10 protein-coding genes are annotated in these 14,878 nt (G+C 39.2%); 9 read left to right on the top strand and 1 reads right to left on the bottom strand.

Going from position 1 to position 14,878, the window contains the following annotated elements; genetic code table 11:
- Positions 1-325: 325 nt before the first annotated feature.
- The 7 genes from K322_RS0116190 to K322_RS20480 all read left to right on the top strand — a co-directional run bounded on the left by K322_RS0116190 (position 326) and on the right by K322_RS20480 (position 10,192).
- On the top strand, positions 326-3,508 hold the full coding sequence (locus K322_RS0116190; protein ID WP_035332286.1) for a SusC/RagA family TonB-linked outer membrane protein: 3,183 nt from the start codon (positions 326-328) through the stop codon (positions 3,506-3,508).
- A gap of 105 nt (positions 3,509-3,613) precedes the next feature.
- On the top strand, positions 3,614-5,245 hold the full coding sequence (locus K322_RS0116195; RefSeq protein ID WP_026627812.1) for a SusD/RagB family nutrient-binding outer membrane lipoprotein: 1,632 nt from the start codon (positions 3,614-3,616) through the stop codon (positions 5,243-5,245).
- A gap of 221 nt (positions 5,246-5,466) precedes the next feature.
- Positions 5,467-6,039 (top strand): sugar O-acetyltransferase, encoded by a 573-nt coding sequence (locus K322_RS0116200; protein WP_035332288.1) that lies wholly within the window; start codon positions 5,467-5,469, stop codon positions 6,037-6,039.
- 14 nt (positions 6,040-6,053) lie between these two features.
- Positions 6,054-7,112 carry a glycoside hydrolase family 16 protein gene (locus K322_RS0116205; RefSeq protein ID WP_026627814.1) on the top strand — a complete coding sequence of 353 codons (1,059 nt, stop codon included), beginning with the start codon at positions 6,054-6,056 and terminating at the stop codon, positions 7,110-7,112.
- Between the two features lie 522 nt (positions 7,113-7,634).
- Positions 7,635-8,501: a hypothetical protein gene (locus tag K322_RS0116210; protein WP_026627815.1), complete on the top strand. Its 867-nt coding sequence runs from the start codon at positions 7,635-7,637 to the stop codon at positions 8,499-8,501.
- A 4-nt stretch (positions 8,502-8,505) separates the two neighbouring features.
- The gene (locus tag K322_RS0116215; protein WP_035332290.1) at positions 8,506-9,351 is read left to right on the top strand and encodes a hypothetical protein; all 846 of its coding nucleotides are present in this window, start codon (positions 8,506-8,508) and stop codon (positions 9,349-9,351) included.
- Positions 9,352-9,361: 10 nt separating this feature from the next.
- Positions 9,362-10,192, top strand: a complete 831-nt coding sequence (locus K322_RS20480) for a hypothetical protein (RefSeq protein WP_134436477.1) — start codon at positions 9,362-9,364, stop codon at positions 10,190-10,192.
- 117 nt (positions 10,193-10,309) lie between these two features.
- Here K322_RS20480 and K322_RS21040 read toward each other — a convergent pair whose 3' ends face one another.
- Positions 10,310-11,125 (bottom strand): hypothetical protein, encoded by an 816-nt coding sequence (locus K322_RS21040; RefSeq protein ID WP_185095093.1) that lies wholly within the window; start codon positions 11,123-11,125, stop codon positions 10,310-10,312.
- Positions 11,126-11,525: 400 nt separating this feature from the next.
- Between K322_RS21040 and K322_RS0116230 the strand changes: the two genes are divergently transcribed.
- The gene (locus tag K322_RS0116230; protein ID WP_157279494.1) at positions 11,526-11,861 is read left to right on the top strand and encodes a hypothetical protein; all 336 of its coding nucleotides are present in this window, start codon (positions 11,526-11,528) and stop codon (positions 11,859-11,861) included.
- Positions 11,862-12,032: 171 nt separating this feature from the next.
- Positions 12,033-14,489 (top strand): TonB-dependent receptor, encoded by a 2,457-nt coding sequence (locus K322_RS0116235; RefSeq protein WP_026627818.1) that lies wholly within the window; start codon positions 12,033-12,035, stop codon positions 14,487-14,489.
- The last annotated feature ends 389 nt before the right edge of the window (positions 14,490-14,878 follow it).

The following is a 14,878-nucleotide window of genomic DNA, read 5'->3' on the forward strand; positions in this document are numbered from 1 at the left end:
AAATTTTAGAGTTTTTTTTGACACCTATAATTATGTTACCTCAAAAGCAAGATTTTGTTTCTTTTTAGATAATTATCCACCCATCAACCCTCACTTTACGCTCATAATTCTATCTATCTGCAATATCTTTTATGTCAAATAATGCTATTTTACATATCAAGATGAGATATTTTTAACTGATTTTACTTTCTTATTTTACATAAAAACATAATTTTAACTTAAAAAAATACTTTATCAGTAAAATAAGTGTATATATTTGTGATATTCTAAAAAAGTAGAGTAGAATAAACATTTTATCAACTTGAGTTTAATTAAAGTAGTATTTATGAGAAAATTATTGATGATTTTGACTTGTATCGTAGCAAGTATTGGGTTGTCTCTAGCTCAAACTACACGCGTTTCCGGAAAAGTAGTGGATGACACCGGAGAGGGAGTGATAGGAGCTTCAGTAGTAGTAAAAGGAACTACAGTCGGCACCGTGACCGATGTAGATGGAAAATTCTCTATGAATATTCCTTCCGATAAAAAGACGCTGGTCATATCTCTATTAGGAATGAAGACTAAAGAGGTAGCGGCAGGAGCAAGCTTGAATATTTTGCTCGAAGATGACTCCCGGGTGATGGACGAAGTCGTTGTCACAGCCTTGGGCATCAGTAAGGAGAAAAAAGCTCTTGGTTATGCTGTTGCAGATGTCAGCGGTGAAGAACTGAGCAAAACCAGAGGCGGTTTAACTAACCCTATTAATGCCTTGGCCGGAAAGGTTGCAGGTTTGCAGATCAATGGAGCTTCAGGCAACATGGGAGGCTCTTCGAAAGTTCTTCTTCGTGGAGTTAAATCGTTGACCGGAAATAACCAGCCTTTGTTTGTAATTGATGGTGTGCCGGTGGAAGGGCAAGACTACAACTCTACAGACACTCAGCGTGGAGCCGGAGGCTATGACTATGGTAACCTTATTCAGGATATCAACCCTGATGACGTTGCCGATATTTCTGTATTGAAAGGTCCAAATGCCTCAGCTCTTTACGGATCTAGAGCTGCCAATGGTGTAATCATGATTACAACTAAAAAAGGAACAAAAGGAGCAGGATTAGGAATTTCTGTTAATTCATCAGTTGGATTCGAAGTTGTGAACAAGTTTCCAAACTTACAAAGAGAATACGGTGGTGGATCCGCATTAACCAAACAAGCTATCAACGGAAAAGAATATTTGATATTAGACTATGATTTGGACGAAAGTTGGGGTCCTAAATACGATCCAAGCACCCAATATGTGTCTTGGTACGATTTAGCAAAATGGGAAGCTGGCGGTAAAGTAGGCGATCCTACAACATCAGCATGGGTTGCGCCTAAGCACGATGCTAAAGATTTTTTCGAAACAGGAACTTCTTTTACCAACAATATTAGTTTGTCTAAAGCAACAGACGTATCCAGTGTACGTGTTTCATATACAAATATGAGTGTAAATGGATATATACCGAACAGTAAACTTGATAAAAACAGTTTTAATGTAGCAGGTAGTATCAAGGATAATAAATATTATGAATTGTTTACCAATGTAACCTTTCTGAATCAGGCTGCTACAGGGCGTCCAGAAACTGGTTACGGAGACAATAACGTAATGGTGAAATTTGTGCAATGGGGACAACGCCAATTGGACATGAAGCAACTGAAAGATCTTTACATTATGCCCGATGGTACTCAGGCCGGATGGAACCGTGTAGCATGGAATGACCCAACTATGGCTTATTCAAATAACCCTTATTGGTCTCGATACAAAAACTACCAAAACGATACACGCGACCGTTTATACGGAAACGTTGGTATCAAGGTAAATATTCTTCCAAACCTGAAGGCACAGTACAAAGCCAACTTAGACTATTACAGCGATAAACAATACGAACGTAATGCTGTAGGATCGCAGGAAGAATCGAAATATTCAGAAATAGCCAGACAACAACACGAATTGAATCATGAGTTTTTGCTCATGTATAATGGTCGCTTTAACGATAAAATTACTTTAGATGCAAATGCCGGAGGAAATATCATGTATCGCAGATATGAATATGTGATGGGTGAGTCGGTAGGCGGATTGGTTTTGCCTGATTTTTACAATTTGAGCAACTCTGTAAGTACACCTAAAGCATCTAATAAATTGACTAAAAAGTCTATCAACAGTTTATTTGCCAGTGCAACACTTGGGTATAGCGGTATGGCATATCTTGACGTATCGTTACGTAACGACTGGTCTTCGACTTTACCTAAAGGAAACAATTCATTCCTTTATCCTTCTGTAACAGGTAGCTTCCTTATTTCGGAAGTTCTGAAAAAAGATTGGTTAGATTTGGCGAAAGTACGCTTAGGCTGGGCAAAAGTAGGTAATGATACGGATCCATATAATATTAATGATATATATTCATTCTATGCATCATTTAATGACCTGCCTGCTTATGTAACTTCTACAACAAAACGTAATTCGGGTCTGAAACCAGAACAGACTTATTCTTACGAATTTGGGTTAGAAGGTGCATTCTTCAAAAATCGTTTAGGTTTTGATTTCTCTCTTTATTCTTCAGAAACCAAAGACAATATCGTTCCTCTGTCTTTATCAGGAGCAACTGGTTATACTGCATACTATCTGAATGCAGCAACTATCCAAAATAAAGGGTTCGAATTAATGGTACATGGTACACCTATACAAACAAAAGATTTTGAATGGACTGTTACCGGAACTGTTTCCGGAAATAAAAATAAGGTAAAAGAAATCTTAGGTGATTCAGAAAATGGATATTTAAGATTGACCAATGCACCTTTCAAAGTTGAAATCGGAGCCCGTGCAGGTGAAGAATACGGTGTAATTATGGGTACTGATTATGTATATGACGATAATGGTAATAAAGTTGTAACATCTACAGGTGTATACGCATCTACCGACAGTAACGTTCCATTAGGCAGTGCATATCCTAAAACATTGTGGGGATTGAACAACTCATTCCGTTATAAAAACCTATCATTAAGCGTTTTATTCAATGCTCAATTCGGAGGTAAATATTTCTCAACATCTAATATGTGGGGTATTTACTCGGGTATGTTGCAAGAAACAGTAGGTCTTAATGAACTTGGAAATCCTAAACGTGATGCAATTGCAGATGGTGGAGGAATTTTACTGGAAGGAGTGAAAGCAGACGGAACTCCCAATACTACTAGAATTTCGGCTACAAGATGGGCTTCATCTGTATATAGCGGACCTGCAGCTCAGAATGTATTCAAAAGTGATTTCATCAAGCTAAGAGAAATAACTTTAAGCTATGATGTGCCTTTGACTTCTACCAAATGGGTGAAGGGGCTGAAAATATCGGCATACGGACGTAACTTGGCTATGTTTGGATTGGATAATAAAAACTTCGATCCGGAAATGGCGACAACCAGCTCAGGAAATATACAAGGGGTTGAAGGTGGCGCATTACCTTCGACAGCTAGTTTTGGATTTAATGTCGGAGTACAGTTTTAAATCTGATAAAATATTGTAAGTGGACGGTATATACCTCTTGAATAAAGAATTGGACATTTCCGTCTACAGTATAAATACGATGTTTATAAAAAAAGAAAGATTCATATGAAAAAAATAATAAAAGGCTTACTCTTTGCATCTCTTCTTATATCTACTACTTCTTGTAAAGATTTAGAAGAAATAAATGTAGATCCTAACAACCCCACAGAGGTGTCGACTCCTGCCATTTTGCTGGGTGCAGAGAAAAAAATAATGGACTATATGTATGATAACTGGTTTAGCGGTCGTCAGAATTTGGTATATGCTCAATATTGGGCTCAACGTAACTATACGGAAGAAGATCGTTATCAGATAAGAGAATCGGTAAATAACAGTTATTTCAATTACTTCTACACTGCTGCATCCAATCTAGCTAAAATCGAAAAGATGAATTCGGATGAGGCAACTAAAGGAACAGCCGCGGTTTACGGAGACAACAATAACCAGATCGCAACTGCTAAAATATTGAAAATATGGCTGATGCAGGTATTGGCTGATACTTGGGGTGGAATTCCTTATAGCGAGGCCTTTAAGTTGACTGACGGAACTTTTTATCCTAAATACGATGATTTGGATCAATTATATGCATCGCTTATCTCGGAATTGGATGAGGCTATTGCTTTGATAGACGTGAATGAAGACGGCTTTACTACTGGAGATAACATCTATGACGGAGATCCTGTTTTGTGGAAAAAGTTTGCTAATTCTTTAAAATGTCGTCTTGCCATACGCCTATCAAAGGTAGATTCGAACTGGAAAAAATATATTGCGGAAGCCGTAGAATCGGGAGTTTTCACCAGCAATGATGATAATGCTCTATTTGAATATTCGACTACAGCTCCAAACCAATCTTATTTTTACAGAGGATTTTTTGTTGATGCTCGTAACGACTTTTCAATCTCTAAACCTTTTACTGATTTATTAAAAGGTCAGGCTGATACTCTAAATGCAAAATCTCACCCATGGAAAGGGGTTGTCGACCCTCGTTTGCCTATTTATACTTCAGCAAATGATGCCGGTGAATATATCGGGGTACCTTATGGAGTAGAAAGTAACGATTTGTCGAGTGTTGCACCCGGAATTGATTACGCACCAGACTTCTCCAAGGGCAAACCATTGGTTGTACAAGCTAACTTCTCAGTACCATTGCTTACCTATGCCGAAATATGCTTTATCTTATCTGAATACAACGGATTTTCAGCAGATGAATACAAGAAAGGGATAGAAGCTTCCATTGACTTCTGGAGTGATATGAATGTTGCAGTAAAAGGAGGAAAAGCTGTATCTGATGCAGATAAGGCAACTTATATTGCAGCTGTTAGCAGTAAAGTTAATGCTGAAACTGTAGCTACACAAAAGTACATTCATTTATATATGGATGGAACCGAAGCTTGGGCTGAATACAGACGTACAGGCTACCCTTTAACGTTGCTTAAACCTGACGAACATTCAACTGTAGCTTATCTCTATGACGACAAAGGAAATATAACAGGTACCACAATACTGGATTTTACAACATTATCGGAAACAAAAGGCGATTTACCCGCCCGTATTAAATATCCGACTAATGAAAGTACCCTGAATCCTACAGGTTTCAAGGATGCTGTTGCTAAACTGACAGATGGTACTAACAATTACTATAGCAAAATGTTTTGGGATGTAAGGACCACATCAAATCCTCATCCTGTAAATAAATAGTTCTTGATTTTACTCAATTTTTTGGAAAGAGCGGGCCGTTGATGGTTCGCTCTTTTATTTTTAAACTCTACTCTTTCAGAAAAAAGTACTAATTTTAAAGAATTAAGTAACAGAAAATATTTAATGACGTATTTAAAAGCGATAATCAGCTCCTGCGGCTATGCTTGCAAAGTCTATAAATAGGTCTGCTACCTTAAAGGTTTGTAAATTCAATACAGTTTATGACAGAAAAAGAAAAGATGCAGGCTGGAATGCTATATTATGTTTTTGATGAGCAACTTACCATGGAAAGAGAAGATGCGAAAATGAAAACATATGAATACAATCTGACCAGACCGACCGAACTCAACAAGAGGAAAGAAATACTTAAAACATTACTTGGATCGATGGGTGAACAGATACATATCGAACCATCTTTCAAATGCGATTATGGATACAATATACATGTAGGCGAAAATTTTTATGCAAATTTCGATTGTGTCATGCTTGATGTATGCCCGATAGAGATCGGAGACAATTGTCTGATTGCCCCCGGTGTGCATATCTATACAGCAGAACATCCGCTGGAGGTAAATTCACGTATTGCCGGGGATGAATTCGGGAGACCGGTTAAGATTGGAAATAATGTCTGGATCGGAGGACGTTCGGTGATAAATCCCGGTGTCACCATCGGCGATAATGTAGTGATAGCCTCAGGGTCAGTTGTTGTTAAAGATGTACCGGACAACGCTGTGGTAGGCGGCGTACCCGCCAAACTGATAAGAATGTGTCCAAATAAGGATTCGTTAGCTTAAAAAATCCTGCATGTATGAAATATCTATTGCAACAGATTATATTATTCTTCACATTGATGCTTTTGGTATCATGCGGCAACTCGGTGTCGGGTATTTCTAATGACGATTTTCAAATAAGCCTCATCGAAAGAGATAAGCTCAATTTCATAAACTTTCAATGTATTGCTCCTCCAGATAAGTATGACAATATAATATGGGAGTTTCCATCTGGTAAATTAATATCAGGATATTCTGCTATAACAGCATATTTCCCATATAAGGGTGAGTATGCCGTAAAAGTGAAAGTTACCAAAGGTCTAACCTCTTCGGAATTTACAAAAACAGTTTTTGTCAGACGTGACGACCCCTATGTTGCTAAAGGAGAAAAGCTAGTTTGGCATGATGAGTTTGACGATTCTGCTCTCGACCCTGCTTTCTGGAATATCCGTTCTACTCATTTTCAGGATAACAGATGGAGCGATTCGGATGGAAAACAGAATATAAATATAACAGATGGCATCCTGAAAATTTTCACATGCAAAGAAGGAGAAGATCAAAAAGTAGGACATTATACATCTGTAAGCCTCAATACACAGAAATTAAAAGAGTTTACATATGGGCGTATTGAGTTCAGGGCGAAGTTGCCGGCTAATAAAAATATACGGCCTACCCTGTCGATTCTGGGCAATGATATAGACGACTCGGGATGGCCTGCATGCGGCGAAATGAGTATAACAAACCGTGTTACAATAGATCCGAAAGTTATCTATTCTGCCGTTCATACCTTTTCTAATTACGAATACACTCAACATGCCGATTCGGTTGGTCTGAATACATACGACTCCGAATTTCATGTGTACGGGATACGTTGGACTCCCGATAAAATTGATTTTTATGCAGATGACCCATCATCCGTATATTACACATACGAGCCATCGGAACGTAATATTAAAACATGGCCATTCAGCAAACCATTTTTCTTGTCTCTTGGTCTGACACTAGGTGGCGACCGCATAGGCAGACAAGGAGTAGACAACAGTCCCTCTCAGCGAGACTTGTATATAGATTATATACGTGTGTATCAGAATCAGTAGTCTATTTTAATGAATTATTGTATGTTAAAAAATAATTCCTATATTTGCCTTCATAAATAGCACACCAATGTCTAAAATTTTCACACATAAAAAGATCGAATCCTGTCTGAATTTTAACGATTCAGGTTTGGCTACGTCGTGTGAAATATTAGAGAGAGAGAGAGAGAGAGAGAGAGAGAGAGAAAGAGACACACTGTCCGTGCGTAACTAATCAAATTTTTAATATAAAAAAATATCTATTGTGTCAAAATGACGCGATAATCTTTTTTGTATATACACCTCTAGTAATATATATCAATTTCCAAGTAAACCGGCAGGACTGGCAATGTATTGCAGTCTTGTTGTTGTTTTGTTGTCGTTCTGAATCTGCTTTACAAAGATTCCTGTCCGGTAGCTGTACTTGGTATGCAGTAAAGTGCAGTGAATGCACTTTACTGTCTTTTTCGATACTGCAAGGAATAGTAAAAAACATAAACAACAATCAAGTAATAATCTTGATAAACAACATTCAAACAAATGATAATGAAGAAAAAAATTCTTTTACTGATGGGTATCTTCTCATTAGGCATTCTTCGTGCGCAAGTAGGTATCAACACACAAAGTCCGATAGGAATATTTCATATAGATCCGAAGGGAGATACCAACATATCAGGTTCAGTTGGTGCGGGCGATGATGTAATAATTGACAAGCTCGGTAATATCGGAGCAGGAGCATTACCCCGTTCCGACGTAAAGGTTAACTTGACAGATGGAGGGACATCTGCTAATGTAAAATCTGTATTTCAGTTACAGGATGGAAATGAAGGTATAGGTAAAGTTCTTATTTCCGATGCCTCCGGCAACGCAACATGGAAAGAATATATTGACTTTGGACTGACTATAGGGAAATTTGGAGCAGGAGTATACTTTTGTGCAGATGCCGGAGTTACCAATGCAACCTATGGAATAGTTCCCCGTTCGAATAATAATGCGGTAAAGACTACTGGAGAAATAACTCTGGGTAAAGGTCTCTGGTGGGTAAGGTGCAGTATGTATATAGCGGCTGCGGCAAGTGTTGATGCCAGTAAGCAAGTCTGGGTAAGGACTACGTTGGCAGATGATTCGTCATTCTCAACATCAGTGACTATGAGCAACCAGATGACTAAAGATCTGCTCTCTAATCATAGCCTTGCTTCCTCCATGATTTGGTGTAGCGGATCAGGAGGAGTGGTACAAGGGTCGTTTATTGTGGATAATAGGTCTATGGCAGGAACTTCTAAAAAGTATTATCTTTTAGTCGGCTGGATTGACGATTTTAATACTCCCGCAGCTGCTGCTGTTACTATCTTCCGTTCGGGGCTTGCTTCTTCGGGCGAAAATTCATTATTTGCTTATCGAATAGAAGAATAAAATCATGAAAACGAATCAATTATATAAGCTTTTTGCGCTCTGTTTATCTCTGATAATGACTAATGGTATTTTTGGACAAGGAGTAGGAATAAACCTGTTAAAAGGGCAAACAGGATCTGTATTTCAGATAGATGCTGCGGGAGACAACTCGTCATCCATAACTGCAGCCGAGACATTGAATGATGTTGTAATAATGAATACCGGCAGAGTTGGGATTGGAACAGCCTCCCCTACCAATCAGTTGCACATTAAAACCGCATCAGGACAAGGAGCACTAAGAATTAGTGACGGTGCAGAAAAAGCCGGTCGGGTTCTATACTCTTTATTAGACGGTAGTGGTCTTTGGTCTCCGTACGGTTCATATACGCTTGTAGAAATACCTTTAGGTGCTAATCAAACATTTGCCTTATCGCAGGTTAATGGAGTGTTTAAATATTCTGGAACATCTTTTCAGTTAGATCCGGGTATCTGGATGATAGACCTTCAATTATTAGTTTATCATGATACCGGATCGGGCTCTACGAATAGCACAAACTATAATGACCGTGCCTGGTTTAAATTCGGCATATCCGATACCGGCACTTCGTGGGGTTCATCAGCCGATCATATTTCAGGAACGGCAACTCTTATATGTGATTTTTTATATAAAGTAGGAGCGTCATATAATATGATACCGGGTGTATTTTTTCTGAATAACCAAACAAGTGCAAAAAAAACGTATTATCTCTGGTTTGGAGGAGGATCCGTTAATTCAGGAACAATCCCAGCGACAGAGAAATTTGTTTTAGCTACCGCCGCGAATGAATCTATTATAACAGCAACATACTTAGGCAACAGCTATCATAACTAATGCTAATCTTATGAAAATTATTAAATATATAATACTTTGCTTGTTTATCCAGATGGCGACAGTTTCATTACAAGCTCAAATCGGAATCAATACAGAACTCCCTCAGGCGTTGTTTCATGTAGATGCAAAATCGAATAATAATCTCACAGGTGCACCCACAGCCACACAGGTGTTGGATGATGTAGTTGTAACATCAGATGGAAATATAGGTGTGGGAACTATCGTTCCTAAGCGGAAATTACATATAGTGACAGGTGGAACAGCTACCTCTCCTCAAATCGGATTGCGGATAGAAGACGGTAACCAGGCTCTCAACAAAGTACTGACATCAGATGCAAATGGTGTAGCCAAATGGCAGACAGCTCCCACTCCTGCAGCTTTGCTTGCATACAGAAACCCTTCTGCTCCGAATATTCCGACCAATGTGTCGACATTTTATAATACAGGCAGCTACATAGACCTGCCTCCGGGACGCTGGTTCGTAACGGTAAATACTCTTGTATATGCAGGAACATCTGCGGCAACATCGGTACATGATAGAGTCTTTTGCCATGCTTCTTTTACAGAAACATCAACAATGAGTACAACTTTAACTGCGGCTAATATATCAGCAGATGTGAAAGATAAAAAGCAGATTGCAAAAATGTTGATCAAGAGATCATACAATGTGCTGATCGGCAGTTTTATTATAATAAACTCAACAGAGTCAACTACCAAACGTTATTATTATATGTTTGGCAGTATAGTTCAGATGGGAACAAGTCTTGGATCAGGAAATTTTTCGAAAGTGGCTGGTACAGCTAATGCTGAAAATACGATGGTCGGGATTCAGATTCAATAAGAAAACGAAGAAATACAAAAAGACTTCCGGCAGGTTTGCCGGAAGTCTTCTCTTTTTATCTTAAAACCTTAAATAACTATTAAAATACCTAACCTATATTCTATCCTTCAAAAAATTCTATCTTCTGTCTGAACGGGAAGAACCCGAACGGGAACTTTCGGCAGAAGATCTCGAGTTATTCGATGTACGATCACCCGAACGGGAAGATGTTTGGGTATAATAAGAACCTGATGATTGTCCTGATCTGGACGAACGGCTATTGCTCTTTGAGCTCTCTCTCGTACCCGACGAACGTTTATTCTCATTTCTGTTACGATCAGATTTTTTATCATCATTTCTATTATTATCTACCCGATTAGTCCGTCCGTTGGTATATCTCGAATCGTCCCTCTTATTATCATGACGAGAGTTATTATCATGACGCCCGCTTGAGTAGCGGCCATTGTCCGAACGTCCTCTGTCGTATCGGTTATCATGGCGATTATCATGACGATCATTGCTCCGGCGATCATACCAGATTACATCATTGTTGCGGCTGTTACGATATCTGACATCACGACTATATCGAATGACCGGCTGAGTACGGTAACCTCTGTAACGGGCATATTCGCGACGATGGCGATTGTTATACATCCAAGGATCGTGACCAACCAGTACAACTTTATACATTGTATAGAAATCGTAATTTCTATAAGCATAAGGAAGGTAACGTACCCCGACCCACCGTCCGGCATTCATATAGAAAAATAATCCCTGATTAACACTGTAATAACAGTCTATATCAGGCATATAATAATAATCTACATAATCATAGCCGACAGGCCCCCAAGCAGGCTGGCTTCCTATATTAATATTTACACTTACACGTTGTGCCTGCATTGTATATGCTGAGCAAGTAAGAATCAATGCGAATGTGAGTATAAGTTTTTTCATAATCATTCGTTTTTTAATTATTAGAAAATAAGTTTGCTCGTTGTTTTTTATGCCGTTCTATACTTACTAGACGTAAGGATAATGAAAAAGATTAATGAAAGAACCATGGATTAACTAGATTTAACGAATAACACATACATCACACAAACAACTACGCGTTAAAACAACGCCTCACATACAATAATATAGGTTGACATCAAGTCTATAATAAGCGGAAACAGAAGCTTTTCCTCTAATGATAATTTAAGAAATTACAAAATCGAAAGCCTCAATACTCTATTACGGAAAGCCTAACATATCATTTATATTTTCTATCACCGAACATCCGATTTTTCGAAATAAGGCTTTATCTTTGTGTTGATTTTGTTATAAGGTTTATTACACACAATAATCGAACATCTTGAGGTTGTTAAAATCAAATATAGCAAGAAAGAATGTCGCTTTATCACTGATTGTACTCGTTTTGAGTACTTGGCTGGTAAAGCCTGTTCACGTTGCATTTGCTCATCACGATGATCACGGATGTTATACAGGAACTTCGCAAAGTTCAAACCTGTCGCATAAAGACTGTGACATTTGTCAATTTGTATTCTCAAGTTATATTCCTCAACAAAGCGGAGACTTCAAACCGTTTGTACACCGTCCATACACTATTCTGGGCGAAAACAGAGAGGTATATCATACAATAAATTTAATAAGATTCTTCTCTTTGAGGGCTCCTCCTGCAGTAGCTTAAACATCGTTGAAAATCACCTAATTTAAGTAGCTTAAGTTACCATCTCTCTCTTGAAGAGGTAGGGTTATGTTCTGTCCGATATTATAGAATACGGGCGAAGCAGAACCCCATCCCTACAAGACAGATTGAAGCCTGTAACCTGCTACACATCAATAAACATATAACATATTAATGAAAACAATATACATCATCATATTATGTCTGTTGTCGGCAATGTATGCCTCAGCAGTACCGAGTCAACCAGCCGACGGAAAAACTCTGGAAGGAACTATCACCGATAAAATAAGCGGCGAAACACTGATCGGAGTCAACATATATTTACCCGAACTGAAAAAAGGAGCATCATCCGACAATAACGGAGATTACAAACTCACTAATCTGCCCGCCATACGAACTACGATACAAGTGTCGTATATCGGACACCAAACAATTATACAAACAGTAGATCTAAGTTCAACAGGTAAACTCGATTTTGTCTTGGACGAATCAAATGCACGTATCAACGAGGTTGTGGTGACAGCCCTTACCGGAAATTCACTGATAGAACGCACCCCGGCTCCTATATCTCTTGTTCCGCGGGAGAATCTGCTCCAGACTTCGTCTACCAATATAATCGATGCTATAGCCAAGCAACCGGGAATCTCACAAGTCACTACCGGCAGCGGTATATCGAAACCCGTAATCAGAGGATTGGGATACAACCGTGTTGTAGTCGTAAATGACGGAGTACGTCAGGAAGGTCAGCAATGGGGAGACGAACATGGGATAGAGGTTGACGGACAAGCCGTAAACTCTGTCGAAATACTTAAAGGCCCAGCCAGCCTTATGTACGGATCGGATGCAATGGCGGGAGTTATCAAATTCAACCCTGCCCCTGTCCTACCCGAGGGCAAAATAGAGACAAACCTGATCTCGGAATACCAGACCAATAACGGACTGTTCAATTATTCGGTCAATACAGCAGGTAACAAAAAAGGATTTGTCTGGGACTGGCGATTCAGTCAAAAACTCGCTCACTCTTACAAAAACAAATATGACGGGTATGTCTACAACTCCGGATTCAGGGAAGACGCCATCAGCGGACTGTTGGGTATCAACCGTGGATGGGGATATTCTCACCTTACTCTGAGTTACTATCATCTTGCTCCGGGTATAGTTGAGGGTGAACGTGACGAAGAAACCGGAAAATTCATAAAACCGGTGGTTACAGACGGAAAAGCCGATGAAGCCATTGCTACAAATGACGACAACAAATCATACCACTACGGAATGCCTTATCAGCAGATTAAACATTACAAAGTGGTATGGGACAATAATATTATTCTGGGTGGCGGTAACCTGAAAACAATTATAGGATACCAACAGAACCGTCGTCAGGAATTTGAAGAGGTATTGAATCCGAAAGAATATTCTCTTTACTTCCAACTGCATACCATTAATTATGATATACGTTACAATCTGCCCGAAATCAACGGATATAAAATTGTTGCGGGAGTAAACGGCATGTACCAGAAATCGCTGAACAAAGGCACTGAATACCTCATACCCGAATACAACATGTTCGACGCCGGAGTATTCGCCATTGCAAGCCGTAATTTCGGCAGGCTCGATATCAGCGGAGGTATACGTTTCGACCACCGCCACCTGCATAGCAAATCGTTATTTCTGACTGAAGAAGAAATGCACCACGATCATGGAGACGAAGATCACGACCACGATCACGGAGACCATGACCATGGAGATGAGTTGATCGAATATTTCCCCGACTTTTCACGCAACTACAGTGCATTGACCGGAAGTATCGGGCTTACCTACCAAATAGGAGACGGATGGGCTACCAAACTAAACCTGTCTCGCGGATACCGTGCGCCTAATATCAGTGAACTTGCATCACAAGGATCACACGAAGGATCGGCACGTTATGAAATAGGCAATCTCAATCTGAAATCAGAAAACAGCTGGCAGATAGATTGGGGATTGAGTTATTCATCACCTATGATATCCGGAGAATTATCTCTGTTTGCCAACCGTATCAACAATTATATCTATTCGCACAAATTACTGGACGAAGACGGCAGCGACCTCATCACTGACGGACACCGGACTTATCAGTTTACTTCCGGCGATGCACGTTTGCTAGGTGGAGAAGTAAGCATTGATTTCCATCCGATTGAACGCCTGCACTTCATGAATACATTTTCGTATGTAAGCTCGGTGCAGTTGAATCAACCCGATTCGACAAAATACCTGCCGTTTACACCTGCTCCGAAATGGACTTCGGATATCCGTTTCGATTTGATCCGCCACGGAAAAACGCTCAACAATACTTATATATCTTTCGGATTGGAACATTACTGGAAGCAGGATAAATACTACTCGGCATTCGGAACCGAAACCGAAACCCCTTCATATACTCTCTTAAATGCAGGCATCGGTACAGACTTTGTTCACAAAGGACGCACATGGGCATCTTTATACCTGATGGCAAACAACCTTACCGACAAGGCTTACCAAAATCACCTGAGCCGATTGAAATATACCGATATCAATCCGGTAACCGGACGTCAAGGAGTATATAATATGGGACGAAACTTCGGTATAAAACTATTGATACCTTTAAGTTTTTGATAAAGGTCGCAGAGATATTTTATTCCTTTAGCAAGTATGACAGTCATAGACTGCTATAGATAAGAAACTCATCATCAGATAAAAAAACAGGGATTTTCTAATTCGGAAGATCTCTGTTTTTTTTTATCTAAAATCGAAATTAAATCTACAATAAACATCACCGATCTGCCCTTAATCCCGAATTATTCATATATTTGCACTAGTATTCACTTAAAAATTTGGAAATGTACAGATAAGAAACCACCACTACATACATTGGGTTTCGCTTCAATAATCTATTATTGAATTTAGTATCCAGCTTTGGATACATATCTGTCTTTCGTTTTATCAAACACATTATTGTAGAGGGTAGGTTTTCGACATCTTTGTTGTTGAATACATCTGCTCTG

It is taken from the genome of Indolivaga capnocytophagoides DSM 22835 (genome assembly GCF_000426485.1).
In the GTDB taxonomy this organism is placed as follows: domain Bacteria; phylum Bacteroidota; class Bacteroidia; order Bacteroidales; family Dysgonomonadaceae; genus Dysgonomonas_A; species Dysgonomonas_A capnocytophagoides.

Bases quoted from the DNA above. Each gene is read 5' to 3' on its own strand.
- K322_RS0116190 (WP_035332286.1), top strand. From the start codon at position 326: ATGAGAAAATTATTGATGATTTTGACTTGTATCGTAGCAAGTATTGGG.
- K322_RS0116195 (WP_026627812.1), top strand. From the start codon at position 3,614: ATGAAAAAAATAATAAAAGGCTTACTCTTTGCATCTCTTCTTATATCT.
- K322_RS0116200 (WP_035332288.1), top strand. From the start codon at position 5,467: ATGACAGAAAAAGAAAAGATGCAGGCTGGAATGCTATATTATGTTTTT.
- K322_RS0116205 (WP_026627814.1), top strand. From the start codon at position 6,054: ATGAAATATCTATTGCAACAGATTATATTATTCTTCACATTGATGCTT.
- K322_RS0116210 (WP_026627815.1), top strand. From the start codon at position 7,635: ATGAAGAAAAAAATTCTTTTACTGATGGGTATCTTCTCATTAGGCATT.
- K322_RS0116215 (WP_035332290.1), top strand. From the start codon at position 8,506: ATGAAAACGAATCAATTATATAAGCTTTTTGCGCTCTGTTTATCTCTG.
- K322_RS20480 (WP_134436477.1), top strand. From the start codon at position 9,362: ATGAAAATTATTAAATATATAATACTTTGCTTGTTTATCCAGATGGCG.
- K322_RS21040 (WP_185095093.1), bottom strand. From the start codon at position 11,125: ATGAAAAAACTTATACTCACATTCGCATTGATTCTTACTTGCTCAGCA.
- K322_RS0116235 (WP_026627818.1), top strand. From the start codon at position 12,033: ATGAAAACAATATACATCATCATATTATGTCTGTTGTCGGCAATGTAT.